General features: G+C 59.9%; 21 protein-coding genes. 10 read left to right on the plus strand and 11 right to left on the minus strand.

The genetic code is table 11. From position 1 onward, the window contains the following. Nucleotides 1-82 precede the first annotated feature (82 nt). Nucleotides 83-826 carry a phosphatase PAP2 family protein gene (locus AC1RQB_RS12140; RefSeq protein ID WP_063341367.1) on the minus strand — a complete coding sequence of 248 codons (744 nt, stop codon included), beginning with the start codon at nt 824-826 and terminating at the stop codon, nt 83-85. A 218-nt stretch (nt 827-1,044) separates the two neighbouring features. Between AC1RQB_RS12140 and colR the strand changes: the two genes are divergently transcribed. From colR to AC1RQB_RS12165, 5 genes are all read left to right on the plus strand, one after another. Beyond that, on the plus strand, nt 1,045-1,728 hold the full coding sequence (colR, locus tag AC1RQB_RS12145) for a two-component system response regulator ColR (protein WP_008069526.1): 684 nt from the start codon (nt 1,045-1,047) through the stop codon (nt 1,726-1,728). Continuing rightward, nucleotides 1,718-2,998 carry a sensor histidine kinase gene (locus AC1RQB_RS12150; RefSeq protein WP_063341366.1) on the plus strand — a complete coding sequence of 427 codons (1,281 nt, stop codon included), beginning with the start codon at nt 1,718-1,720 and terminating at the stop codon, nt 2,996-2,998. Before colR ends, AC1RQB_RS12150 begins: the two co-directional genes overlap by 11 nt. Before the next feature lie 148 nt (nt 2,999-3,146). Next, nucleotides 3,147-3,815, plus strand: a complete 669-nt coding sequence (locus tag AC1RQB_RS12155) for a class I SAM-dependent methyltransferase (protein WP_063341365.1) — start codon at nt 3,147-3,149, stop codon at nt 3,813-3,815. A gap of 4 nt (nt 3,816-3,819) precedes the next feature. Then, nucleotides 3,820-4,533 carry a lipopolysaccharide kinase InaA family protein gene (locus AC1RQB_RS12160; protein ID WP_063341364.1) on the plus strand — a complete coding sequence of 238 codons (714 nt, stop codon included), beginning with the start codon at nt 3,820-3,822 and terminating at the stop codon, nt 4,531-4,533. Between the two features lie 2 nt (nt 4,534-4,535). Then, a complete protein-coding gene (locus AC1RQB_RS12165; protein ID WP_026331876.1) occupies nt 4,536-4,763 on the plus strand; it encodes a hypothetical protein in 228 nt (75 codons plus the stop codon). Nucleotides 4,764-4,977: 214 nt separating this feature from the next. Here AC1RQB_RS12165 and AC1RQB_RS12170 read toward each other — a convergent pair whose 3' ends face one another. The 7 genes from AC1RQB_RS12170 to AC1RQB_RS12200 all read right to left on the minus strand — a co-directional run bounded on the left by AC1RQB_RS12170 (nt 4,978) and on the right by AC1RQB_RS12200 (nt 17,003). Then, entirely contained in the window at nt 4,978-8,004 is a 3,027-nt protein-coding gene (locus AC1RQB_RS12170) for a multidrug efflux RND transporter permease subunit (RefSeq protein ID WP_063341363.1), read from the minus strand. 13 nt (nt 8,005-8,017) lie between these two features. Continuing rightward, the gene (locus tag AC1RQB_RS12175) at nt 8,018-9,166 is read right to left on the minus strand and encodes an efflux RND transporter periplasmic adaptor subunit (RefSeq protein ID WP_008069537.1); all 1,149 of its coding nucleotides are present in this window, start codon (nt 9,164-9,166) and stop codon (nt 8,018-8,020) included. 225 nt (nt 9,167-9,391) lie between these two features. Next, nucleotides 9,392-10,492: a DUF1513 domain-containing protein gene (locus tag AC1RQB_RS12180; protein ID WP_063341362.1), complete on the minus strand. Its 1,101-nt coding sequence runs from the start codon at nt 10,490-10,492 to the stop codon at nt 9,392-9,394. A 14-nt stretch (nt 10,493-10,506) separates the two neighbouring features. Next, on the minus strand, nt 10,507-11,571 hold the full coding sequence (locus AC1RQB_RS12185) for an imelysin family protein (protein WP_063341361.1): 1,065 nt from the start codon (nt 11,569-11,571) through the stop codon (nt 10,507-10,509). 27 nt (nt 11,572-11,598) lie between these two features. Further along, nucleotides 11,599-13,026 (minus strand): di-heme oxidoreductase family protein, encoded by a 1,428-nt coding sequence (locus tag AC1RQB_RS12190; RefSeq protein WP_063341360.1) that lies wholly within the window; start codon nt 13,024-13,026, stop codon nt 11,599-11,601. A 261-nt stretch (nt 13,027-13,287) separates the two neighbouring features. Continuing rightward, on the minus strand, nt 13,288-14,631 hold the full coding sequence (locus tag AC1RQB_RS12195; RefSeq protein ID WP_008069541.1) for an imelysin family protein: 1,344 nt from the start codon (nt 14,629-14,631) through the stop codon (nt 13,288-13,290). A gap of 323 nt (nt 14,632-14,954) precedes the next feature. Then, the gene (locus tag AC1RQB_RS12200; RefSeq protein ID WP_008069547.1) at nt 14,955-17,003 is read right to left on the minus strand and encodes a putative bifunctional diguanylate cyclase/phosphodiesterase; all 2,049 of its coding nucleotides are present in this window, start codon (nt 17,001-17,003) and stop codon (nt 14,955-14,957) included. Nucleotides 17,004-17,986: 983 nt separating this feature from the next. Here AC1RQB_RS12200 and AC1RQB_RS12205 point away from each other — a divergent pair. Further along, the gene (locus AC1RQB_RS12205) at nt 17,987-18,355 is read left to right on the plus strand and encodes a DUF6124 family protein (RefSeq protein WP_063341359.1); all 369 of its coding nucleotides are present in this window, start codon (nt 17,987-17,989) and stop codon (nt 18,353-18,355) included. Between the two features lie 113 nt (nt 18,356-18,468). Here AC1RQB_RS12205 and AC1RQB_RS12210 read toward each other — a convergent pair whose 3' ends face one another. The 3 genes from AC1RQB_RS12210 to AC1RQB_RS12220 all read right to left on the minus strand — a co-directional run bounded on the left by AC1RQB_RS12210 (nt 18,469) and on the right by AC1RQB_RS12220 (nt 20,252). Then, nucleotides 18,469-19,065: a superoxide dismutase gene (locus AC1RQB_RS12210; protein ID WP_007898423.1), complete on the minus strand. Its 597-nt coding sequence runs from the start codon at nt 19,063-19,065 to the stop codon at nt 18,469-18,471. 176 nt (nt 19,066-19,241) lie between these two features. Then, a complete protein-coding gene (locus AC1RQB_RS12215; protein WP_008069553.1) occupies nt 19,242-19,844 on the minus strand; it encodes a LysE/ArgO family amino acid transporter in 603 nt (200 codons plus the stop codon). Nucleotides 19,845-19,850: 6 nt separating this feature from the next. Then, nucleotides 19,851-20,252: an ACT domain-containing protein gene (locus tag AC1RQB_RS12220; RefSeq protein WP_063341358.1), complete on the minus strand. Its 402-nt coding sequence runs from the start codon at nt 20,250-20,252 to the stop codon at nt 19,851-19,853. Between the two features lie 96 nt (nt 20,253-20,348). Here AC1RQB_RS12220 and AC1RQB_RS12225 point away from each other — a divergent pair, with 96 nt between their 5' ends. The 4 genes from AC1RQB_RS12225 to AC1RQB_RS12240 all read left to right on the plus strand — a co-directional run bounded on the left by AC1RQB_RS12225 (nt 20,349) and on the right by AC1RQB_RS12240 (nt 24,418). Then, on the plus strand, nt 20,349-21,248 hold the full coding sequence (locus AC1RQB_RS12225) for a LysR family transcriptional regulator ArgP (RefSeq protein ID WP_063341357.1): 900 nt from the start codon (nt 20,349-20,351) through the stop codon (nt 21,246-21,248). A gap of 96 nt (nt 21,249-21,344) precedes the next feature. Then, nucleotides 21,345-22,337 (plus strand): NAD-dependent epimerase/dehydratase family protein, encoded by a 993-nt coding sequence (locus AC1RQB_RS12230; RefSeq protein WP_007898415.1) that lies wholly within the window; start codon nt 21,345-21,347, stop codon nt 22,335-22,337. Between the two features lie 116 nt (nt 22,338-22,453). Further along, the gene (locus AC1RQB_RS12235; RefSeq protein WP_198537193.1) at nt 22,454-23,320 is read left to right on the plus strand and encodes a coiled-coil domain-containing protein; all 867 of its coding nucleotides are present in this window, start codon (nt 22,454-22,456) and stop codon (nt 23,318-23,320) included. A 249-nt stretch (nt 23,321-23,569) separates the two neighbouring features. Continuing rightward, nucleotides 23,570-24,418, plus strand: coding sequence for a cache domain-containing protein (locus AC1RQB_RS12240; protein WP_063341356.1), 849 nt, complete (start codon nt 23,570-23,572; stop codon nt 24,416-24,418). Nucleotide 24,419 lies beyond the last annotated feature (1 nt).

Consider the following 24,419-nt stretch of genomic DNA (forward strand, 5'->3'; position numbering starts at 1 on the left):
GGCGTCGGCAGCGTCAGAGGTGGATAAGAGACTGACACACCGCCTTCGCGAGCAAGCCCGCTCCCACATTTAGATCTGTGTATCAGGCGCTGACGGGTTGTGCCTTGGTGACTAGCTCAGCCTTCGAAGCCGGGCGATAAAGAATGTAGTAATACGCCCCCAGACAAATCAGCCAGCAGAAAATCGCCGTCCACACGTTGTGCGAAAAGAAGTGCGCGCCCTGCATCATCCGGCTGATGGAAAACACCGAACCCAACGCGAAGGCGAAGACAAAGGCTTTGCGCGCCAGCCGCGGGCGACGGTCGCGCAATACGAAGAACAGCGCAAACAATGTGAAGCCCGTCGCCGCATGACCGCCAGGCCAGCAGCGGCCCGGCTTGTCGGTATGCGGGCGAGGGCTGAGCAGTTCGCTGTAGGTTTCGTGCCCGCCGAATTGCTCCAGGCTCCATGGGCATTGCACCGCCGTCACCGCTTTGACCGGGGTGACAAACGAGGTTGCCAGTGCCAGAGACAACACCAGGCAACCCAGTTCACGTTTGAACGGTTTGAGCCTGTCCATGAAAAAGGCGCCGATGAAGCCCAGGATGGCGAACACCGAGAAGGCGATGACCACTTGCTTGGCCCGGTCATGCAGGATGTCTTCCAGGAAGTAACTGTGCCGCCCGATGAACGCCCCGGCGACCGGGTCATAGAACAGCTTGGCAAGGTCCATGTCCAGGGACGTCAGTTCGAGCAACAGCAGGGTGATCGCCGCAATGGCGGGCACTCCCAGGCATAGCCAGGCATTCAGTGGCCTGGAAGCGGGGCGGGCAGCGGTCGAAGCCATGGCAATTCCTTGGTGAGTGAAATGATCTGAAGAGCGCAACCGCGGGGAGTCTGGCCACGCCGCTGTCGTCAGCCTGTGAATCGATGGTGAAAAAGTTGTTAACGCCATCCAAGGTTTTTTTTGTCGGATTTACCCCCGCATGCCACCCTATCCCTGAGCCACACTTGCCTTTAAGCTGCGCGCCAAGACAGCCGTTACTGTGTACGGAGGAGGTGCCGATGCGAATTCTATTGGTTGAAGACAACCGCGATATCCTGGCCAATCTGGCCGATTATCTGGGGCTCAAGGGTTACACCGTGGATTGCGCGCAGGACGGTTTGTCGGGCCTGCACCTGGCGGCCACCGAACATTACGATTTGATCGTGCTCGATATCATGCTGCCCGGCATCGACGGTTACACCCTGTGCAAACGTCTGCGCGAAGACGCCCGCCGCGACACGCCAGTGATCATGCTCACTGCCCGCGATCAACTGGATGACCGTTTGCAAGGCTTCAAATCCGGTGCAGACGACTATTTGATCAAACCCTTTGCCCTGTCCGAACTCGCCGCGCGGATCGAGGCGGTCATGCGCCGCGCCCAAGGGGGCGGTCGCCGTGCCTTGCAAGTCGGTGATCTGAGCTACGACCTGGATACCCTGGAAGTCACGCGCGAAGGCCGTCTGCTGAAACTCAACCCGGTGGGCCTGAAGTTGCTGGCCGTGTTGATGCAGAAAAGCCCCCATGTATTACGCCGCGAAGTTCTCGAAGAAGCCCTGTGGGGCGATGACTGTCCGGACAGCGACAGCCTGCGCAGCCACGTCCATCAACTGCGTCAGGTGATCGACAAGCCATTCGACAAGCCCTTGCTGCACACGGTGCATGGCGTCGGTTATCGCTTGGCCGAGGGCCGTGATGGAGTTTAAACAGAGCCTTGCGCAACGGATCATCATCGCCTTTGCGTTGATGAGCGCGCTGGTGGCGGGAGCCTTCGCCATGGGCATTGTGGCGACCGTGCACCTGGTGGAAGAGAAACTGATTTCGGCAGGTCTGGGCGGCGATTTGCAACGCCTGCTGCTGATGGACAGCGTGTCGGACTGGAGCCACCGCCCCGAGCCGGACCAACTGTTCTATTTCAGCGGCGGCCCGGGCGACTTCGAATTACCCAAGGATTTGCGGCACCTGGATTCAGGCTTTCATGAAGTCTTTCGCGAGCAGCTGTCATATCACGCGATGGTCGAAGTCGTTGACGGTCGGCGTTACGTGCTGATGCAGGACCAGAGCGATTTCGAAGAGCGTGAGCGGGTGCTGTTTGCCGTAGTGCTGGTGGGTTTCGTACTGAGCCTGGCATTGGCGGTATTTCTGGGCTGGGTGCTGGCACGCAAGGTCATGGCGCCAGTGGTGCGACTGGCCCGTCAGGTGCGTCATCGCGATCAACTGCTAGGGCTGGCGCCGCCACTGGCGCCAGACTATGCCGCCGATGAAGTGGGCGAGCTGGCCGTGGCCTTCGACGCCACCCTTGGGCGTCTGCGTCAAGCATTGACCCGTGAGCGATTGTTCACCAGTGACGTCAGCCACGAGCTACGCACGCCGTTGATGGTGTTGGCCAGTTCCTGTGAACTGTTGCTGGAAAACCCCGGTATCGATCAGCGCGGCCGTGCTCAGGTGGAGCGAATTGCCCGTGCGTGTGCCGAGATGCGCGAGCTGGTGCAAACCTTCCTCATGCTGGCTCGCGCTCAACATGAAGACGCCAGCATGGCTCCCCAGCAGACCCTGAGCCAAGTGGCCGACGGGCTACTTTCTCAATGGCGCGAGCCGATCGAAGCCAAGGGCCTGACACTGAAATTCGAGCCGGAAAATCCGCCGGACACCCGCTATAACGCGACGCTTTTGCATGCGGTGATGGGCAACCTGTTGCGTAATGCGCTGCATTACACCGAGCACGGCTACATCCTCCTCGCCCTGACGGACACGGGGTTCGTGGTCGAGGACAGTGGCGTAGGCATTCCCGAGGAAAAACGCGAGGCGATGTTCGAGCCTTTCGTGCGCGGCAACGAGAAACGCGGCGAGGGCCTCGGGTTAGGGCTGTCGCTGGTGCAACGGATTTGCGAGAACCAGGGCTGGAGCGTCAGCCTGACCAACATGGAACCCAATGGTTGCCGCTTTCAGGTGAATTTGAGTCCGTCTTTGATCTGAAGGAAAAACGAAAAGATCCTGAATTGGCCCTGTAAAACCCTGAAATAATTCCGGGTTTTACATGACGATTTTTTCACAAAGGCACGACCTGACACTGACACGACGCTACCTAAGGTGGTGGTCATCAGAAGTTCAGGAGACTGCAGTGATGGCTGGTCCGATCAAACTCGATTTTTCCGAAAAGTACGACGATCAACACGCCCAGAAATATTTGCGCAAGCATCAGGAAGGTCCCAGCCGCCGACTGTCCCATTGGCGTGACGAACAATTGGCGCGAAAAGCGCTGACGCTGGCCGGTGAGCCAGGATTGGTCCTCGATTTACCGTGCGGCGCGGGGCGTTTCTGGCCGCTGCTGGCGGAAAAACACAACCGTGTCATCATCGGGGCCGACAACTCGGAGTCCATGTTGAAGACTGCCATGCAGGCGCAACCCGCCGACGTGGTGAAACGGGTACAACCCTTGCACACTTCTGCATTCGACATTGCCTTGCCCGATAACGCCGTCGACAGCATTTTCTGCATGCGCTTGCTTCATCACATCGGTGAAGCCGAGCATCGACTGACCATTCTGCGCGAATTCGAACGAGTCACCCGTGACAGCGTGATTGTTTCGTTGTGGGTGGACGGCAATTTCAAAGCCTGGAAACGCAAGCGCGCGGAGAAACGACGTAGTCAGGAGGGTTACCAGAATCGATTTGTGTTACCGGCCGCCACGGTTGAAAAGGAATTCGAGCAGGCGGGTTTTCGGATCCAGGAACATCTGGATTTTTTACCGTTCTATGCCATGTGGCGGGTATACGTATTACGCAAGAGGTAACAAGATGGCAATGCAATGTGCAGCACAAACAGAAGTGGCTTCTCAGGACCGCTTCGACTACTTCTGGAACCTGCGCGGTGAATGGGTAGAAGAACCCAACGTCCGTCGCGGTGGCGAAAGTGGCGTGCAGCGCGTTAGGGGCCGTGATGGACAGTTGCTCTACACCAAGCGTCAAACCGGGCATATCTATCGCAGTGCGTTACACCCGTTCGGCCGACCGACGGTGTTGCGCGAGCGCGATGCGCTCATTGGCCTGCGTCTGCTCAACGTTCGTGTTCCGGAAATCGTTTTCTGCGGGGCGCAGCGCGATCCCATGCACAAATGGCGCGCATTGCTGGTTACCAAGTCCCTGGATGGTTTCGGGGAAATCCAGCACTGGTACGCGGGTGGCGGTCGCGAACGTTACGGTGAGGCGGTGCACGATCGCGTGTTGAAGGATCTGGCCGACAACCTGGCCCGCATGCACAAGGGCCGTTGGCAACACAGCTGTATCTACATCAAGCACGTATTCGTGCGGGTCACCGGCGAAGGCGAGTCAGCCAAGGTCGAGGTGGCGTTGATCGATCTGGAAAAATGTCGGCAGCGCTTGACCCCCTATCAAGCGGCGGCCCATGACCTGAAGCAACTGCGTCGCCACTCGTCGTTCAGCGATACGGACTGGAAAAAACTCGTCTATTTTTATGAGACGGCGTTTGGCAGCGCTATCAAAGGCTTATAACAATGAAACTCGAAATTGCACGAGGTTTGTTTTTAGCCGGAGCCTTGGCAGTTGCTTCATTGGCGGTGGCGGCCTGGGAGCAACCCCGCACGCAAGTCCTCAGCTCCGTGCACGGTGACGCGCATTGTCCGTTGCCCCGGGTTGCAAAAGCACCCGTGGCCACTCAACCCGATCATGACTTGTTACTGTTCATGTTCGGACTTTCTCAGGGACTGAGGCCACAAAGTTGAACAGATTGAAGCCCAAATAAAAGGCCTCGCAGTTGCGAGGCCTTTTGCTTTTTGACGTCAAGGTTGCCGATCGTTCCCACGCTCTGCATGGGAATGCCTCCACGGACGCTCCGCGTTCGGCTTTTGATGGAACGCGGAGCGTCCCGGGCTGCGTTCCCACTCAGAGCGTGGGAACGCTCATGTAGGAGCTGCCGAAGGCTGCGATCTTTTGACGTCAAGGTTTATCGGGCTTGGCCAGCAACGTGTAGATGCACGGCAACACAAACAACGTGAACAGCGTCCCGATCGACATCCCCGTCGCGATCACCGTGCCGATGTCGAACCGGCTGACCGCACCCGCGCCCGTGGCGATGATCAACGGCACCATGCCGAACACCATCGCCGCCGTGGTCATCAATACCGGACGCAGACGAATGGCCGCCGCTTCCTCCACCGCCTCGCGAGGCGACAGGCCCTTCTCCTTGCGCAACTGGTTGGCGAACTCGACGATCAGGATCCCGTGCTTGCTGATCAGCCCGATCAACGTCACCAATCCCACCTGGGTATAGATGTTCATGCTCGACCAGCCAAGGAACAGCGGGATCAACGCGCCACAGATCGACAGCGGCACGGTGACCAGAATCACCAGTGGGTCGCGGAAACTTTCGAACTGGGCTGCCAGCACCAGGAAGATGATCGCCAGCGCCAGGGCGAAGGTGACCCATAGCGCGCTGCCTTCCTGAACGTATTGCCGTGATGCGCCGGCATAGTCGACGGCATAACCCGCCGGCGCTTCTTCCCGAGCGATCTGGCGCACGGTGTCGATGGCTTCACCCATGCTGACCAGCGGGACCCCGGAAAGAATTGCCGAGTTGAGTTGCTGGAACTGGTTCAACTGGCGAGGCCGAGCCCGGTCGGTCACGGTGATCAGGGTCGACAGGGGCAGCAATTCGCCCTTGGTGTTCTTGACGTAATAATGGTTCAGCCAGTCGGGGTTATCGCGAAAAGGTCGCTCCACCTGCGCAATGACTTTGTAGCTGCGGCCTTCGATAGTGAAACGGTTGATCTCCGCCTCACCCAATAACGTCGCCAGGGTCCCGCCCAGGGCCTGCATGGACACGCCCATTTGTGCGGCCTTGGCTCGATCGATATCCACCACGACTTCGGGTTTGTCGAAGGCCAGGTCGACGTCGACGAAGGCGAACTTGCCGGATTCCATCGCTCTTTTTTTCACCCGGTCCGTCACTTCCAGCAACGACTCGTAAGTGTTGGCCGAGTTGATCACGAATTGAAACGGCAAGCCTTCGCCGGTACCCGGCAGGGAAGGCAGGTTGAAGCCGAAGATTTGTAACCCGGGGATGCTCTCCAGCTTGCTTTGGACCTCGGGGAGGATCTGCATCTGGGTCCGGTCGCGTTCGTTCCAGGGTTTGAGCAGGAAGCCGCCGATCCCCGATTGCACGCCGTTGAAACCGTTGATCTGGAATGAGGAGTAGTACTCGGGGAACTCCTTGAAAATCGTGAGGAACTCGTCGGTGTAGGTGTTCAGGTAGTCGAGGTTGGCCGTCTGCGGAGCGCTGGCCATCATGAAGATCACGCCTTGGTCTTCGTCCGGCGCCAGCTCCGATTTGGTGAATTTCAGCAGCACCGGAATCAGGCACAGCACGATCACCGCGAACACCAGCACCACCGGCCGGGTATTGAGGGTGCCATGAAGCAGACTCTGGTAGCGGCGCTTGAGACCCTCGAAGATCACGTCCAGGCGATGGGCCAGGCCGGTAGGGTTTTCATCGTGGCGCAGCAGCAGGGCGCACATCATCGGCGACAGCGTCAGGGCAACGACGCCGGAGATCACCACCGCCCCGGCCAGGGTCAGGGCGAATTCCTTGAACAGCGCCCCCGTCAGACCTGTCAGGAAGCCGATCGGCGCATAGACCGCCGCCAGGGTGATGGTCATCGACACCACCGGCATGGCGATTTCCCGGGCACCCTCGATAGCCGCATCCAGCGGCGTCTTGCCTTCTTCGATATGCCGGTGGATGTTTTCCACCACCACGATGGCATCGTCCACCACCAGCCCGATGGCCAATACCATCGCCAGCAGGGTCAGCAGGTTGATCGAGTAGCCCATCATCTGCATGAAGAACATCACGCCGATCATCGACAGCGGAATGGTGACCACCGGGATTACCACCGAGCGCAAGGCGCCGAGAAACAGGAACACCACCACGATCACGATCAGCACCGCTTCGAACAGGGTTTTCACCACTTCGTCGATAGACGCTTGAATGAACAGCGTGGCGTCGTAGGCGATTTCACCTTTCAGGTTCGGCGGCAGCTGGGCTTCCAGCTCCGGCATGATCTTGCGCACTTCCCTGATCACATCCAGCGGGTTGGCGCCTGGCGTGGCCTTGATACCGATGTACACCGAGGGGGTGCCGCCAAAAGAGCTGATGGTGTTGTAGTTCTCCGCGCCCATCTCGACCCGCGCCACGTCCCGCAGCAGCACGCGGCTGTCGCCATCGACCTTGAGCGGAATCGCGCCGAAGGCTTCGGCGGATTTGAGTTCGGTGTTGGCGTTGATGCTGGTGACTACGTACTCGCCTTTCACTTCGCCGGCGGCGGAGAGGAAGTTGTACTGGCGCACGGCGTTGGTCACATCGCTGGCGCTCAGGCCGTAACCGGCGAGTTTCACCGGGTCCAGCCACAGGCGCATGGCGAATACCTGGTTGCCAAGAATCTCGGCTTCGGCCATGCCCGGCAGGGTCGCCAGTTTCGGCTGGATAACCCGTGACAGGTAATCGGTGATCTGCGGATTGCTCAGTTCGTCGCTGAAGAAGCTGATGTACATCAGCGCCGAAGCGTCGGCGGCTTCCTTGCTCAGCACCGGGTCTTCGGCGTCCTGAGGTAGCTGGTTTTTGACCTCGTTGGCCTTGGCCAGCAGCTCGGTGAACAAGCGATCGCTGTTGGCGCCAATGCGTGCGTAGATCGAAATCACCGAGAAGTTCTGGCGACTGACCGACGTCATGTAGTCGATGCCTTCGGCGCTGGCCAGGCTCTGCTGCATCGGTTGGGTGATGTAACCCTGGATGGTTTCGGCGTTAGCCCCGGGGTAAGCGGTGGTCACCGTGATCAGGGCGTTTTCCATTTGCGGGTATTGGCGCAGCGGCAATTTGCTCCAGGCCTGGAAGCCCAGCAGCACAATCAACAGGCTGACCACGGTGGCGAGCACCGGGCGGCGGATGAACGGGTCGGTAAAAGCCATAGGGATTCCTTGATCAGTCAGCGTGCGGCTGACTGCTCTTCTCGGCTAGGGTCTTGTCGTCGCTAATGGCAATGTGTGCGCCGTGGTCCAGTTTGATCTGGCCCCCCGTGACCACTTTTTCGCCGTTCTGCACGCCTTTGGTGATCATGACCATCCCGTCGCGGCGCTCGCCGGTTTCGATGAAGCGCCGCTCGGCGATCAAAATCGGCTCGCCCTTGTCGTCTTTTTCGAGGCTGCCGTCTTCGGCCTTTTTCTGCGCGACGACGTACAGCGAGTTGCCATAAAGGGTGTAGGTGATCGCGCTTTCCGGCACGACGATGCGTGGCTGCGGATCGGGCAACATCACCTGCAGGCTGGCGAACATCCCCGGCAGCAGTTTGTCATCGGGGTTGGCCAGGGTTGCGCGCACCAGCACGTTGCGGGTGCTGCTCTCGACCTTCGGGTTGATCGCACTGATAGTGCCGGGGAAACTCTCTGTCGGGTAGGCTGAGACAATGACTTGTACCGGTTGGCCGAGGGCTATTTTCGGCACCGATTGTTCGGGCACAAAGAAGTCGACGTAGAGGCTGCTGATGTCTTGCAGGGTGGCGATCATCGTGCCGCTGGCCACGTAGTCGCCGACGTCTACCTGACGAATGCCGATGGTGCCGCTGAACGGGGCGAGGATGCGTTTTCTCTCCAGTGCCGCCTTGAGCTGATTGACGGTGGCACGACTCTTTTGCAACACCGCCGAGAGTCGGTCGAACTCGCCTTTGGAAATGGCCTGGCTGCCCACCAATTGGCTGCCGCGACCGTAATCCAGTTGCGCCAGTCCCAGGTCGGCTTGAGCGGTTGCCAGCAGGGCCGTTTCAACGGCGGTGTCGAGTTGCAGGATCGGCTGACCGGCCTTGACCTTCTGTCCCGACTCGAACTGCACCTCCTTGACGGTGCCGGCGATCTCCAGGCTCAGGTCGACCCCTTGCAGCGCCGTGAGGGTGCCGACCGTTGGCAAACGGCTTTGCCACGGACGTTCGGTGGCGGTGGCCACGGCGACACTTATCGGTGGTTTCGGCACGGAGAAGCCCTGCATCATCGTGTAGATGGAGAAGGCTTTGTAACCGGCCAGGACCAGCACGATTAGCAGGACAACACCCAACATGATCAGCATGCGGCGACGCAGCATATTTCCATTTCCTTGGAGAAAATCAGGTGAGACAGGCGGGAACATTACTCCCACTGCGAAAGGGATTCCAACTGTAGCAGCTGGCGCAGCCTGCGTTCGGCTGCGAAGCAGTCGTGAAATCAGACACCGAGTTGTATCAGACAAACCGCGGTGTATGGATTACGACTGCTGCGCAGCCGAACGCAGCCTTCGGCAGCTGCTACAAGGCTGCGATCTTTCAGGTGTTTACGCCATCAGATGGAGGTGGTTGTCCCAGAGCCCCGCAGGTAACTCCAGAGGTTTTGCGACCAGGGTTGTCTGGCGGCAATCGTAGTAGCGGCAACGGCCTTGGCCGGAGGTCACGACAAAACCATCGGCCACGGCCCCGACGCCGGCGCAGTCGGGAAGTGGCGCATCCAGGCGTACTTCACCGCTGTCCAGGTCCCAGATAAAAAAGCGGTTACCCCGCGGCGCGGTCAGGGCGACCAGACGCAGTTCGCTGTGCACGGCGACGCTGGCGGTGTAATGCCCCATGGCCTGCAACTGATGCTCGGGCACCGGGAACGCCACGAACGGTTGGCCGGGACGCTTGATCGCCAGCAGCTCCGATGACTCGTGGGCATCGCCCATGAACTGCTGGCCGGCGACGATGGTGCCATCGCTGGCGACGCCCAAGTGCCGCACGCTGTTCATTTGCTGAGCCAGTGTTTCCTTGCTCAACAAAGTGCCATCGCGCTGCATTAAAACCAGGCTCGGCTCCATCGCGTTGAGGTTCATCTCGACCCGGCTTTCGGCCTCGGTGCGAATGCCACCGTTGGCCACAATCAGCGTCTCGCCATCGGGCATCCACGACACCTGATGCGGGCCGACACCGTGGGTGGAAAGCTCGCCGCTGTGCACCAGCCGCTCATCTTCGAACTTATACACACCGAGCAGGCCACGGCCCGGATCGGAGGTGTCGTTCTCGGTGGCGTACAGCCAGTCGCCGCTGTGGTGAATCACTGCGTGACCGTAGAAGTGCCGGTTCGGCTGCGAGACCACGGTTTGCAGCAGCGTGCCGTCGCGCAGGTCGATCAGGTAACTCTCGGTGCCCGGACGCCGAGCGACGAACAGTGCTATCGGCAGCGTCGGGTGGTTGATGATGTCGTGGCACCGCTGGCCGACCTGGGTGGCAAACACCCGGGTGCCATCCAGCCGATAACCGACGGCGTAATGCTTGCCGTCACCATCGTCCCGCGCCGAGAGCAACAGCGGGCTTTTGTCCTTTTGCTTGAACAGCGTCCAGCCGCCCAGTGTCACCGCACCCAGCAGCAAACTCCCTAACGTCAGAGCCTGGCGTCGCAGCATGGCACTTGCCCTCATCAGTCACCGTCGTTGGCGTTGAAGCCCAGTTGGATGCCCAGCGCCTTGGCCAGTTCGCCTTCGTGCAGGCGATGGACAACGTTGAGGCTGTCGTAGATGGCGTTGAGCTGCTGGCGCCCGGCATCGTCAGTGAGCATGTCGGTCAGCGAGCGTTGGTTGCTGGCGAACAGTTTCAGGGACGCTGCGTAGGCCTCGTCGATCTTGTCGGCCAAGGGTTTCTGCTCGCTAGGCAACAGACCGCGCAGGCCTTTGTTGTCGACACCGACCCAGACCGTTTGCGCCGCGCTCAGGCTCGCTTGCAGGCCTTGCAGCGACGATTGGCTGCGCCAGGCATCGGCCTGGAACGGCTGCGGCGAGCCCTTGCTCTGACGGCCCATCGGCGTGCCGAGTTTTTTCTTCAGGGTGTCCAGCGCGGTGACCTGCACGCGCAGCAGATCGGCGATCGCCTCGTGGGAGTCGGCGTAGCGCTGGTTCGGGAATTTGCTCATCTGCGCGAGCATGCCGTCGTTGGTGTTCCAGCGCGACAGGATCTCTTCGGCCAGTTGCTTCTGACGTTCGCCAATGGCAGTCAACAGCGGGCAGTATTTGGCTTTCTGCGCGCTGTCAGCCATGTCGATCTTGCTGTCGAACAGAATGTATTCATAGGCCGAGAGCCCCTGAACCACTACGCTGGACTTGGTCAGGGCGGCGGCATCGATCTGCGGCTGCGCGGTCACCAATTGCTCGACCTGACGGCCGACGAGGTTCTTCTTGTCCGGCCAGAACTGCACTTGCCACGAACGGTTGCCCTCGGCCAACGGCCCGATCAGCAGCGGTTGCAACTCGGCCCAGGCTTTCTGCGCGTGCAGGAAGTCGGCGCGGGCGGTTTCGAGGTTTTCCTTGCCTTGGCAGAACGCCAGGGCGCTGACCGCCAATTGACGGTCGGCTTCGACCCAGCGGCTGTAGGTCGGCAGGATGACTTGCTTGGCGATGGCCGCCGACGTGACCGCTTGCGGATCCTGGGGCGAACAGGCGCCCAAGGCGAGGGCGGCAAGGCTGGTGAACAACAATTTGGGACGGAACATGTCGGGCTCCCGCTGAAGGAAAACGTATTAAAGGGAATTCAAAAACGCCAGCAACGCCGCACGCTGCTCGGCATTGAAAGACAAAACCTGTTGCTGCGCCGCCTGTGCCTCGCCGCCATGCCAGAGCACGGCTTCAAGCAGATTGCGGGCGCGGCCGTCATGCAAAAACTGGGTGTGGCCGCTGACCGTCTGTGTCAGGCCGATGCCCCACAACGGCGGCGTGCGCCAATCGCGGCCACTGGCCTGGAACTCGGTGCGGTTGTCGGCCAGACCGTCGCCCATGTCATGCAGCAGCAGGTCGCTGTAAGGGCGAATCACTTGATTGGCCAATTCAGGTTCCGCGGCGTTGGCGGCGGTGGTGTATTTCGGGGTGTGGCAGGACTGGCATCCCGCCTGGAAAAACAGATTCTTGCCGGCCAGCACTTGCGGTGCGCCGACATCGCGACGGGCCGGCACCGCGAGGTTACGGCTATAGAACAGCACCAGACGCAGAATGTTGTCGCTGACTTCCGGCTCGCCATCCGGGCCATTGCCGTTGGGCGCCTGCTTGCAAGCGGTTTGCGCATCGGTGCAGTCATCAACGGGTCTCAGGCTGGTCGTGAGGCCCATATCACCAGAGAACGCGTGAACGTTTTGTTGATTGAGGTTCGGTTGCCCGGCCTTCCAGCCAAATCGCCCGAGGACGGTTTTCTGCTGCGCGTCATCCCAGACCCGGTTCGGTCGTCCGGCGATGCCGTTCTTCTCCCGAGCCTGGGCCTCGGCGTTAGCCAGGATGGCCTCGTCGGGGATCGCCTCAAGCAAGCCCAGGCCAATCATCGGCGGTGCGATGCGCGCCGAGAAGCGCGTGTCGGGGTGCATCGGGCCGTAGCCGAGCTGGGTCATCTGCAAGGTTGGTTTACGCAACTTGATTTCGCTGCCGTCCTTGAACCGCACCGGGACCGCTGTGTAATCGACGCGCACCTTACCTTCCGGAACGACGCCGGGCACCGACATGTCCTGGAACTGCCCACCGTAGACAGGCTCTGGCACCACGCCCAATTGTTCGATGACTTTGGCATAAGCCGGCGTATCAGGAATCGACAGGCGCACCAGCATCGACACCGCATTCGGTGCATCGGGCGCGGGCGGGTGACCGCGCCCGTCCTTGATGTGGCAGTTCTGGCAGGCGTTGGTGTTGAACAACGGGCCAAGGCCATCGCGCGCGGTGGTGGTCGATGGGGCAATCACCCAAGGGCTGCGAAAGAAACTGTTGCCGACGCTGAAATCGACGCGCCGTGACGGCGGCAGATTGGCGGACGGCAGGGAGAATGCGTTCTGATCGGTCTTGCGCACCGTTGCGCTGCCGCCGGAGCGGGCTTCACCGGGTTCGGCCTGGGTGAAACGCGGGGCGTCATCGCAGGCACTCAGGCCCAGGGCCAGCAACAGAGCGGACAAGCGAAGAGGCAGCGAGGGCATCGGACATCCTGCAAGACGAGCAAAACAAGGGCGCAAAGTCTAACAGGGCAGGGGAGTTTGAATAAGAGGAATTATCGTTTGGTTGATCTGAGGCAACTGATCGTTCCCACGCTCTGCGTGGGAATGCAGCCCGTGACGCTCTGCGTCACATCAACAGCCGAACGCGGAGCGTCCGTTGAGGCATTCCCACGCAGAGCGTGGGAACGATCGGCGAAAAAGGCGACCCGAAGGTCGCCTTTGTATTCACTCAGCCAGCGTTGATCAGAACTCGTGATCAGCGTTGTCCGGGTTCAGGTCGCTGATGCCCAGTTTGCCAGCGGCGGCTTCGATCGAACCGGTCTGCTTGACCAGCGAGGCGATGGCGTCGCGCACGATCTGGTTGCCAGCGGTGTTGCCGGCAGCGATCAGTTGGTCGTAGTGCTCACCCTTGTTGGCGTGATCGACCATGACCTGAAGCTTGGCTTCGGTGGCGGCCAGGTCGGCTTTCAGGGCGGTGTCGGCTGCCGGGTCGGCTTTGGCGACCAGCGACGACAGGCTGGCGCCGGTCATTTTGCTGCCATCGACGCGGGTGTATTCGCCCAGGTACACGTTACGCACGCCTTTGGCGTCGTAGAAGTGCGAGTTGTGGGTGTTGTCGCTGAAGCAATCCTGTTCGTCTTCCGGGGAGTTGGCTTCCAGGGAAACCTTCATGCGCTCGCCCGCCAGTTCGCCCAAGGACAGACTGCCCATGCCGAACAGCATTTTGCGCAGACCGGTTTCAGCCGGTTCCGCTTCCAGGGTGGCGCGGTAGTTGTCGGCCACGTTCGGCTTCCAGTTACCAACCATTTCTTGCAGGTCGTTGACCAGCAGTTGGGTCACGGATTTCAGGTAAGCGCGACGACGATCGTTGTGACCGCCGGTAGCGCCTTTGCCTTCCAGGTAGTCGGAAGCCGGACGGTTGCCGGCGCCAGGGCCGGTGCCGTTCAGGTCCTGGCCCCAGAGCAGGAATTCGATGGCGTGGTAGCCGGTGGCGACGTTGGCCTCGGAACCGCCCAGCTCGTTCAGGCTGGCGAGTTTTTCCGGGGTGATGTCTTTCACGTCGACCTTGTCTTCGCCGACCTGAACTTTAGTGTTGGCGATGATATTGGCGGTGGCGCCCGGGTTACCCAGTGCGTGTTCGTAGGATTTGTCGACGTAGTCGATCAGGCCTTCGTCCAGTGGCCAGGCGTTCACCTGACCTTCCCAGTCGTCGATGATGGTGTTACCGAAGCGGAACACTTCGCTCTGCAGGTAAGGCACGCGGGCCGCGACCCAGGCAGCCTTGGCGGCTTTCAGCGTATCGGCGTTTGGCTTGGCCAGGAACGCGTCGACGGCGGTTTGCAGGGTTTTCGCGGTGGATTCGGCATCGCTGTAAACGGCGAAGACGATGTCGGCGTAGTGCGCAACCACAGCCTTGGCGGCGGCTTCATCGACTTTACCGATAGCAGCAGGCGCAGCCGGGGCAGTGGTGCTGGCGGCCGGGGTCGGCGCTTGTGGAGCGGCAGCCTTGTCTTTGCCTTCGCCGCAACCGGCGAGGGAAATAGCGATGGCCAGCAGACTGGCGGTGGCCAGAGGCATACGAATCATGGCGAACATCCTGCTTCGGTGATTGATGGACGCGCGAGGGGCGCGCAAAACTGCGACATAATGCAAATCTTTCGCATTATGTGTAAAGGGTTGTTCCTGTAAATATTTCTTATTCAGGCGGCTGAATGCCAACAGAATGATCTGTAACAGCTGGCAGATCTCTGTGGCGAGGGAGCTTGCTCCCGCTGGACGGCGAAGCTGTCCCAAATTCTGCAACCCGGTTCTGCCAGAAGTATCGCGTCAACCTGATTGCGACTGCTGCGCAGCCGAGCGGGAGCAAGCTCCCTCGCCACAGGGTTTAGCCAGTTACTTCAAAGGCTGTTTCAGAGGATAGCCGCGTTACTGCGCTGGGCTTGCTTGAGGTAGGCGCTCAATTCCCGTGCCGGCAGCGGTTTGCTGTAGTGATAGCCCTGACCTTCGTGGCAGCCTTCGGAGATGATGTAGGCCTCTTGCTCGGCGGTTTCCACGCCTTCGGCAATCACCTGCATGCCCAGGCTCTTGCCCAGCTGGATGATGGCGCGAACGATGGTCGCATCGTCGTCGTCATCGAGCAGATCCTGAACGAAGCTCTTGTCGATTTTGATCTTGTCCAGCGGCAGGCTTTTCAGATAACTCAGTGATGAATAACCGGTGCCGAAGTCGTCGATGGCGATCAGCGCGCCGGAGCGGCGCAGGCTCAACAAGTGCTGGGCGGCGGTGCTGATGTCTTCCATCAGGCCGGTTTCGGTGACTTCCAGTTCCAGACTGCGCGGTGGCAGGCGATACATCTGTAGCAGGTTATTGACCACCCGCGGCAACTCGGCGTGGTGTAATTGCACGGTGGACAGGTTCACCGCCATGCGCAGGTCGAAACCCTGATCGTGCCATTCGCGCAATTGTTTGCAGGCCTGATCCAGCACCCATTCGCCGATGGCGATAATGGTGCCGTTCTGCTCGGCCAGCGGAATGAACAGGTCCGGCGGCACTAGCCCGTGTTCGGGATGTTGCCAGCGAATCAACGCCTCGACGCCCACCACGCGATGATCGCGGTAGCTGATCTGCGGTTGATAAACGAGGTAGAACTGGTCGCGGATCAAGGCATCGCGCAAGTCTTTTTCCAGCTCGCGGCGCCGACGCATTTCGGTGTCGACGCTGGCGATATAGAACTGATAGCGGTTGCGCGAGCGCGTCTTCGCCAGGGTCATGGTCTGCTCGGCTTTTTGCAGCAACTTCTCGGTGCTGTCACCGTCCTCGGGGAACAGGGTGATGCCGATGGTGGCGCGCAGGCGAATTTGCTGATGATCGAGGGCGAACGCCGCTTCCAGATCGTCAAGAATGCTTTGCGCCAGTTCGGCGGCTTCGTAGGGTTGTTCGATGTCGGCCTGGACCAGTGCGAACTGGTCGCCCCCCAAACGGGCGAGGGCGCCGAGGCGGCCGCTGTGGGCCCGCAGTCGATCGGCCAGGGCCAGCAGCAATTGGTCGCCGGCCTGATAGCTGAACTGTTCGTTGATGCCTTTGAAATCATCGAGCCCGACACACAGCACCGCGACCCGACGCTGCAATTTACCGGCGTCGACGAGGATTTTGTCCAGTTGTTGCTGCAATTGCTGGCGGTTCGGCAAACCGGTGAGGAAGTCGTACTGGGCCATGCGCAGCAGGCTGTTTTCCGCTTCGTGGCGCAGGTGGGTGTTGCGCTCGATGGATTCGAGCAACTGGTTGGCGGTGTTGATCCACACGCCCAACTCATTCTTTTCATGACCCTTGAGCTGGGGAATCTTGTGGGCGCTGGGCCGGTCCGGGTTGATTTCGGTCAGGTGTTCGATAATCCGCGACAGCGGTTTGGTCAGCAGCCAGTGATAGACCAGATACAGCACCAGGGCCATGGCCATGGCGCGCAATACGCCAGAGATGAAGATGATCACCGAGCTGACAATGAAGCCCTTGCCGTAGGTGGCAGTGTCGAGGGTAATGCTCAGGTCGCCGTAGTATTCGCTGTAGGGCCCGCGGCCCACCAGTTGGGTGGTGAAGGTGCGTTCCTGGCCGAGGATCAGATCGGTCAGCCAGCGGCTGTTGGAGTGCTGCAATTCACGGGTTTTTTGCGCGAGCATGGCTTCGTGAGGGTGGCCGATGGAGGCCATGCGCACGGCGTCGTCCTGAAACAGGCCCTCGATCACTTGCATGCCCATTTCCCGGTCCAGGCTGTAGACGGCCTGGGTCGAAGGGTCACGGAACATATCGAGGATGCGCTGGGCATCGCTGGCTACGGCCTGACGTGTTTTATAGGCATCGAAAACGATCTGCGCGCAGCTCAAGACCACGCCGACGATCAATGCCGACAGGAGCACGACCCGGAGCAACTTCACCGACAAGCTGTTCTTGAGTTCCAGCTTCAAAGGGTTATTCCTTGTTCCGTGCGGGTAGCGTCAAGTTGCCATGAGTATTGGCAATCCCGTGAGGTCAGTCAAAGGGACAATCCAACCCAGGGGTTTTTGCCGGTAGCTTGGCCGATAGGCTGTTGTTTGGAGTATTTGCCCTATTAGCACTGTGTCGGTTGTTGATGCCCTCAACTTGAGGGGAACGGGACAATTTTTCCTTGTGGTTGATGTTAGACGGCTGTGGTGTGGGGGCAAGAGGGCGAATGCCACTCGCATTGTGGGAAAGCGCCCTGATTTTTAATGGAAGCCCCGCCAATCCCATTATGAAATGGTATGGACCGCGTTATCGTTCTTCGCGGGCAAGCCTCGCTCCTACAGGGGAAGCGGTCATATACAAAAATCTGTGTACGACACAAAACCTGTGGGAGCGGGCTTGCCCGCGATGACGGCGGCACCTCCAACATCCACGTGCCTGACACACCGCTATCGCGGGCAAGCCCGCTCCCACAGGGTTTGTGTCGTTCACAGATTACGAGTACGACACACCTCTACTGTGGGAGCGAGCCTGCTCGCGATAGCGTCCTGACAGACGACTAATCTCTTTCTGCTGCACTCGACCGATCGTTCCTACGCTCTGCGTGGGAATGCCGCCAGGGACGCTCCGCGTTCCGCTTTTGAATGTTTAATGGATGTGTCAAAACCTAGAACTTTCCCACGCATTTTTCAGGTTGTTCGTCGGAAGCGAGCCCTCTAGCCTTGGGCTGTCGCTGAAAACTCAGCGATCGGGTGTGAGAGCCCGGCAACTTATGGTCATCCAGTGTCTGTACACGCATAATCGCCGCCAGCTTATTCGCTGCCGGAAATGCGTTATGGCGGCTGTGTGCGGGCGGACTTCGGTCCGGCCGGGTGTCCATAACCGGTCTTCTCACCTCGCACATAGCTGCCACCTCTTCGCCGTGTGAGAAGCGGCAAGTGGAGGCTCCAACGCTGGAGAATTTCCAATGGACAAATTGATTCCCGACCCACCTTTCAACACCACCACTCCCAACGCCGAAGCCTTGCGCACCGAAGAATTGCTCAAAGACCGCGAAGCCATCAAACGCGCCCTCGACTACTACCTTGATCCTCCGGCGCAATACACTGAAAAATCCCGTCGCCCCAGCACCCTGTTCTTGGTCGCCCCGGATGCCGGCACCGAAAGCCTGCTGGCCCACGCCTGTGAATCGTTAGCCTCAGCGAGTGTCCTGGCCAGCGATTTTGCCAACAATCTGATCGGCCCGCAGCGCCATACGGCGATGGCGATTCAGCAGGTCATCATGCTGGCGGAGCTGGCGGTGAACCGGGCGCTGGATAACGTCGATCCGGCATAGACCGCGTTATCGTTCTTCGCGGGCAAGCCTCGCTCCTACAGGGCAGCTCGACACACTTTCCCTAGCCCACAAAAAAACCCGGCAAAAGCCGGGTTTTTTGACTGGCGCGAAGCTTAAGCGGTGAAGGTTTTGCCTTCGAACTGCTCAGCCACGAATTTCCAGTTGACCAGGTTCCAGAACGCTTCGACGTACTTCGGACGAAGGTTGCGGTAGTCGATGTAGTAAGCGTGTTCCCAGACGTCGCAAGTCAGCAGCGGGGTGTCGCCGCTGGTCAGCGGGTTGCCGGCGCCGATGGTGCTGGCCAGGGCCAGGGAACCGTCAGCCTTTTTCACCAGCCAGCCCCAACCGGAACCGAAGGTGCCGATGGAGGTTTTGCTGAACTCTTCCTTGAACTTGTCGAACGAGCCGAACGCTGCGTTGATGGCATCAGCCAGCGCGCCGGTTGGTTGACCGCCGGCGTTTGGCGCCAGGCAGTTCCAGTAGAACGTGTGGTTCCAGACCTGAGCGGCGTTGTTGAAGATACCGCCCGAGGAAGTCTTGACGATTTCTTCCAGGGTCTTGCCTTCGAACTCGGTGCCTGGCACCAGGTTGTTCAGGTTCACGACATAGGTGTTGTGGTGCTTGTCGTGGTGATACTGCAGAGTTTCCTCTGAAATGTGCGGCTGCAGGGCATCGTGTGCGTAAGGCAGCGGCGGCAATTCGAAAGCCATGATGATTCTCCTAATCAGGTCAGTTGCGGTGAGCGCAAGGCCGATCACGGGCGGCCAGACATGCGCCGGGGAGTTTGTACTCTTTGCGGCGCAGGGATCGGATCATAGCACCGGGGGTGCGGCATAACCACGCAACAACTGTGTGGAATAGAGGTTCCAGAGCCTTTTGGAATAAATCACCCGGCGCTGATTAACTGGAACGCTACGGTGAACATCATGACGGCAACCAACAGGTCGAGAATTCGCCAGGTGCTTGGCCTTGCCAGCCACGGCGCCAGCCATGCCGCGCCAAGGGCTAAAGTGAAAAACCACAGTAATGACGCACTGGCCGCGCCCACCACATAAGCACCGGGCTCGGTTTGTTGAGCGCCGAGGGAGCCGATCAGCAACACGGTGTCCAGATAAACATGCGGGTTGAGCAACGTCACCGCCAGCGCACTGAGCAGCACCGCCCGCAGTGAGCGTACCGTCTGATTTTCACCCTGTTGCAGGCTTTGTTTCGAGCAGGCCCGACGCAACGCCAGGCTGCCGTACCACAGTAAAAACGCCGCGCCACCCCAACGGGCGATGGCCAGCAGGGTCGGGTTTTGCGCCAGCACCGTCGCCAGCCCGAACACCCCGGCGGCCACCAGCAGCGCATCGCAGGTCACGCAGAGTGCCGCCACCGGCAGGTGATGTTCACGCCGAAGGCTCTGCGCCAACACGAATGCATTCTGGGTGCCGATCGCCATGATCAGCCCCGCGGCCACCAACAGGCCGTTCACATAGCTTTGCCACATACGTTTTTACTCCGCGTTGGTCGCCAGATCCCGCAGTACCTGCAGGGCGCGTTCGGCATCGGCTTGGCCGACGAACAAATGATCGTGGTAATACCCGGCGATCACGTTGCAACTGATGCCGGCCTGGCCCAGCGCCGTGGCGAACGCGGCGGTCAGGCCGACGGCTTCGAGGGCCGAGTGCACGTTCAAGGTGATCCAGGCGGCGACATAATCGAAGCTGAAACCGGCCTTTTCAGCGTGGGAACGTTCCAGAATCACCGTCAGGCCTTCCCGTTCACGAAAACTGCCGATGATCTCAAGGCCGGCGGGCAACTTGCCGTCGCGCAACGTGCAGAACACGTATTCGCCGTCGTTGAGTTGCGGGCTCATGCTGCGCAGCAGGGTTGCCAATGACGTTTCGCCAGCCATGTCGGTGATCCTTGTTCAAGAGTTCTTGCTGGCCATTCTCCGGTTGAAGGCTGTATAAGAAAAACCAATAGTACTGATCGCCCATTAGGAAAACTGATGTTCGACTACAAATTACTTTCCGCGCTCGCCGCCGTCATCGAGCAGGCCGGATTCGAACGCGCCGCGCAGGTGCTGGGTTTGTCCCAATCGGCCATCTCCCAGCGGATCAAACTGCTGGAGGCACGGGTCGGCCAACCGGTGTTGGTGCGGGTCACACCCCCGGCGCCGACGGAGATTGGCCGTCGGTTGCTCAACCATGTGCAGCAAGTGCGATTGCTTGAGCGCGATCTCCAGACGTTGGTCCCGGCGCTGGACGAAGAAGGCCTGCCGGAACGCCTGCGTATCGCCCTGAATGCCGACAGCCTTGCCACCTGGTGGGCCGAGGCGGTGGGGGACTTTTGCGCGGAACAACATCTGTTGCTCGATTTGGTGGTAGAAGACCAGACCGTTGGCCTCAAACGCATGCGCGCGGGTGAAGTGGCGGGGTGTCTCTGCGCCAGTGAACGGCCGGTGGCCGGCGCGCGCAGCGTGCTGTTGGGGGCGATGCGTTACCGTGCGATGGCGAGCCCGGCGTTCATTGCCCGGCATTTTCCCGAAGGTGTGCGCGCCGATCAGTTGGCCAAAACCCCGGCCCTGGTGTTTGGCCCGGATGATTTCCTACAGCATCGCTACCTCGCCTCCCTCGGTGTGGATGGCGGTTTCGAACACCATTTATGCCCATCGTCCGAAGGGTTTCTTCGTCTTACGGAAGCGGGGCTTGGCTGGGGTCTGGTGCCTGAATTGCAGGTGCGCGAGCAACTGGAACGCGGCCAATTGCAGGAGCTTTTGCCAGATAAGCCGATCGATGTGCCGCTGTACTGGCATCATTGGCGCAATGGCGGTCAGTTGCTGGGGTTACTCACCGACCAATTGGTGCACTCGTCGAAGCAATGGCTGGTGCCCTTAGAGCAGCGGTAAGCGTCAAGCTGCGAGCGGCAAGTGAAGAGCTTGCCCACCGGTTTTAACTTGCAGCTCGTAGCTTGAAGCTTGTAGCTGCATCTGTAGGAGCAATTCATGAAGATTCTGGTCACCGGCGCAAGCGGCTTCATTGGCGGGCGCTTTGCGCGTTTCGCCCTGGAGCAGGGCCTGGACGTGCGGGTCAACGGTCGCCGGGCCGAGAGCGTCGAGCATCTGGTGCGCCGTGGCGCCGAGTTCATTCAGGGCGATTTGAGCGACCCGCAACTGGCGCGCGACCTGTGTTCAGACGTCGAAGCCGTGGTCCATTGCGCCGGCGCGGTGGGTTTGTGGGGGCGCTATCAGGACTTTCATCAAGGCAACGTCGAAGTCACCGAGAACGTGGTCGAGGCCTGTCTGAAACAGCGGGTGCGGCGTCTGGTGCACCTGTCGTCGCCGTCGATCTATTTCGATGGTCGTGATCATCTGGGGTTGACCGAAGAGCAGGTGCCCAAGCGCTTCAAGCATCCCTACGCCGCGACCAAATACCTGGCCGAGCAAAAAGTCTTCGGTGCGCAGGAATTCGGCCTCGAAACCCTGGCCCTGCGCCCGCGCTTCGTGACGGGCGCCGGCGATATGAGCATTTTCCCGAGATTGCTGAAAATGCAGCGCAAAGGGCGGTTGGCGATTATTGGCAATGGCCTGAACAAGGTCGATTTCACCAGCGTGCAAAACCTCAATGAAGCGTTGCTCAGCAGCTTGCTGGCCAGCGGTTCGGCCCTGGGCAAGGCCTACAACATCAGCAACGGAGCGCCGGTTCCGTTGTGGGATGTGGTCAATTACGTGATGCGCCAAATGGATGTTCCACAGGTTACCCGCTACCGTTCCTACGGTTTGGCCTACAGCCTTGCCGCGCTCAACGAGGGTGTGTGCAAGCTGTGGCCCGGTCGTCCCGAGCCGACCCTGTCGCGGCTGGGCATGCAGGTCATGAACAAAAACTTCACCCTGGACATCAGCCGCGCACGCCATTATCTGGACTACGATCCGAAAGTCAGCCTCTGGACCGCCCTTGATGAATTCTGCGGCTGGTGGAAGGCTCAGGACATTCGCTGACACACAAGGGTGGCCCTGACTGAACCGAGTTCAGGGTTCAGGGTCAACCGGTGCGGCAGCGGGGGTTATACTTCGCCGCATCAAGCCATCACCGCGTTCCACAAAGGTTGACCCTAATGCCCATGCGTAACGATGCCAACGACGACTTCGACGATGTCCCGAGCCTGCGCGCCAGCAGCCTCGATGACGATGATTTTCCGACCACCGCTCGCACTTCCGTGCATTCGCGCACCACACCGGTGGTCAAGGTCAAAGGCCCGAGCACCGGCCCTCTGTGGGCATTGGTCGGCGCGTTGTTCTTTGCCTTCGCCGGCCTTGCCTGGTGGAGTTTTCAGCAGATTTCGCTGATGGAACAGCAACTGGTGGCGACCCAGGAAAGTTTCGCGCGCATCAGTGAGGAAGCGGCGGGGCGCTTGCAGGACATTTCCGGCAAGGTCGTGGCCAGCCAGTCCAACGTCAATACCGGCAGTGAAGCGTTGAAGCTGCAAATCAAACAGCTCGAAGGCAAACTCCAGGACCAGAGCAAGCAGCTGGAAAGCAAGCTTCAGGACCAGAGCAAACAGCAGCAAGGCGTACTCGGCCAGACCTCCGAACTGGACAAGCGCCTGGCGCAAATGACCGCGCAAGCCACCGAACAACAAACCGCCAATGCTCAGTTGCAGGCCCAGGTCAAAGCCTTGAGCGGCGAACTGGCCGCGTTGAAGAACGCGTCGGACGATACCAGCAAATTCGACGCCCAACTCAAAAGCCTGGGTGCCGACATTACCGCGCTGAAGAGGCAAGGCAACCCAAGCGCCGCCATCGAGCGCCTGGAGCAAGACATGATCGTGCTCAAAAGCCAACAGGACAACCGCCCGGCCGCCGCACAAGGTGGCACCAACACCGCCGAGTTCGACGCCTTCCGCGGCCAGGTCACCCGCAACATCAACACCCTGCAGGCGCAGATTCAGAATCTGCAGCAGCAGCTGCGCAACCGGCCTTGATACCCCGAAGGCGAGTCAGTCAGTTAAACGCAATCCATGTGGGAGCGGGCTTGCCCGCGAAGGCGGCGGCACAGCCAACATTGATGTCGTCTGACACACCGCTTTCGCGGGCAAGCCCGCTCCCACAGGTTTTTGTATCTTAACTAACTGGTATTAGGGCAAGCCTCTACGCTACCGTTTCCTGAATATTCATACATAGCCCCAAGCCGTCTACGCTCTTGAAACACTAACAAGAGCGGGGAATGCGCCATGGGGGTTCTTCACAAGCTGGCCTGGCTGGGCGGTTTGCTTTTGCTGTGCCTGGGGCCGGTTCATGCCGCCACGACGGAAAAGGCTGACAGCCAGGCCGCCAAAGCCTTGCTGGAAAAAGCCCTGGCCTATTACCACGAGCAGGGTGACAAGGCTTTTGCGGCGTTCAGCCGTCAGGGCGAGTTTGTCGACAAGGATCGTTATGTCTTCGTGGTCGATACCAAGGGCGTGATGCTCGCCAGCGGCGGGCCATCTTCGGCGTTGATCGGTCGCGATGTGTCCGAGGTACTCGGGCCGGATGTACAGAAAGCCTTCAAGGACGCCTTGAAAGTGCCGGAGGGCAACGGCATTCAGCAGGCCGAATACCGCTGGCAGAACTGGGCCGACGGTAAGGTTGAACGCAAGCATGTGTTCTATCAGCGCATCGGCCAGCGGATTCTGGCGGTCGGTTATTACCTGCCACGGGCCTCGCCACAACAGGCGCAAGCGTTGCTCGATAAAGCAGCGGTCGATCTGGCCAAAAACGAGAAGGGCACGCTCACAGCGATCAACTCCCTCAAGGGCGGTTACTTACAGGATGACCTGTACGTGTTTGTCGTCGACCAGGATACCCAGCGCTATGTCGCCCACGGCACCAACCTGCGATTGATCAATACCGACTTCGGCAAGATCAAGGACCCGGAAGGCAAACCGGTGGGCGAGCCGATTCTGGCGCTGATGGCCAAACAGGATGACGGCGAATACGAATACCGCTGGAAAAACCCGGTGACCGGCAAGGTCGAAGACAAGCATGCCTACCTGAAAAAGGTCGGGCATTTTCTGGTGGCGGTGGGGTATTACAGCCCTTGAA

Source organism: Pseudomonas sp. GW822-FHT02E03, assembly GCF_058802325.1.

Excerpts from the sequence above, each read along its gene's own strand:
- AC1RQB_RS12225 (WP_063341357.1), top strand. The coding sequence starts at position 20,349 with ATGTTCGACTACAAATTACTTTCCGCGCTCGCCGCCGTCATCGAGCAG.
- AC1RQB_RS12160 (WP_063341364.1), top strand. The coding sequence starts at position 3,820 with ATGGCAATGCAATGTGCAGCACAAACAGAAGTGGCTTCTCAGGACCGC.
- AC1RQB_RS12180 (WP_063341362.1), bottom strand. The coding sequence starts at position 10,492 with ATGCTGCGACGCCAGGCTCTGACGTTAGGGAGTTTGCTGCTGGGTGCG.
- AC1RQB_RS12175 (WP_008069537.1), bottom strand. The coding sequence starts at position 9,166 with ATGCTGCGTCGCCGCATGCTGATCATGTTGGGTGTTGTCCTGCTAATC.
- AC1RQB_RS12240 (WP_063341356.1), top strand. The coding sequence starts at position 23,570 with ATGGGGGTTCTTCACAAGCTGGCCTGGCTGGGCGGTTTGCTTTTGCTG.
- AC1RQB_RS12210 (WP_007898423.1), bottom strand. The coding sequence starts at position 19,065 with ATGGCTTTCGAATTGCCGCCGCTGCCTTACGCACACGATGCCCTGCAG.
- AC1RQB_RS12185 (WP_063341361.1), bottom strand. The coding sequence starts at position 11,571 with ATGTTCCGTCCCAAATTGTTGTTCACCAGCCTTGCCGCCCTCGCCTTG.
- AC1RQB_RS12220 (WP_063341358.1), bottom strand. The coding sequence starts at position 20,252 with ATGGCTGGCGAAACGTCATTGGCAACCCTGCTGCGCAGCATGAGCCCG.
- AC1RQB_RS12155 (WP_063341365.1), top strand. The coding sequence starts at position 3,147 with ATGGCTGGTCCGATCAAACTCGATTTTTCCGAAAAGTACGACGATCAA.
- AC1RQB_RS12190 (WP_063341360.1), bottom strand. The coding sequence starts at position 13,026 with ATGCCCTCGCTGCCTCTTCGCTTGTCCGCTCTGTTGCTGGCCCTGGGC.
- AC1RQB_RS12195 (WP_008069541.1), bottom strand. The coding sequence starts at position 14,631 with ATGATTCGTATGCCTCTGGCCACCGCCAGTCTGCTGGCCATCGCTATT.
- AC1RQB_RS12170 (WP_063341363.1), bottom strand. The coding sequence starts at position 8,004 with ATGGCTTTTACCGACCCGTTCATCCGCCGCCCGGTGCTCGCCACCGTG.
- AC1RQB_RS12230 (WP_007898415.1), top strand. The coding sequence starts at position 21,345 with ATGAAGATTCTGGTCACCGGCGCAAGCGGCTTCATTGGCGGGCGCTTT.
- AC1RQB_RS12150 (WP_063341366.1), top strand. The coding sequence starts at position 1,718 with ATGGAGTTTAAACAGAGCCTTGCGCAACGGATCATCATCGCCTTTGCG.
- AC1RQB_RS12165 (WP_026331876.1), top strand. The coding sequence starts at position 4,536 with ATGAAACTCGAAATTGCACGAGGTTTGTTTTTAGCCGGAGCCTTGGCA.
- AC1RQB_RS12140 (WP_063341367.1), bottom strand. The coding sequence starts at position 826 with ATGGCTTCGACCGCTGCCCGCCCCGCTTCCAGGCCACTGAATGCCTGG.
- AC1RQB_RS12205 (WP_063341359.1), top strand. The coding sequence starts at position 17,987 with ATGGACAAATTGATTCCCGACCCACCTTTCAACACCACCACTCCCAAC.
- AC1RQB_RS12215 (WP_008069553.1), bottom strand. The coding sequence starts at position 19,844 with ATGTGGCAAAGCTATGTGAACGGCCTGTTGGTGGCCGCGGGGCTGATC.
- colR (WP_008069526.1), top strand. The coding sequence starts at position 1,045 with ATGCGAATTCTATTGGTTGAAGACAACCGCGATATCCTGGCCAATCTG.
- AC1RQB_RS12235 (WP_198537193.1), top strand. The coding sequence starts at position 22,454 with ATGCCCATGCGTAACGATGCCAACGACGACTTCGACGATGTCCCGAGC.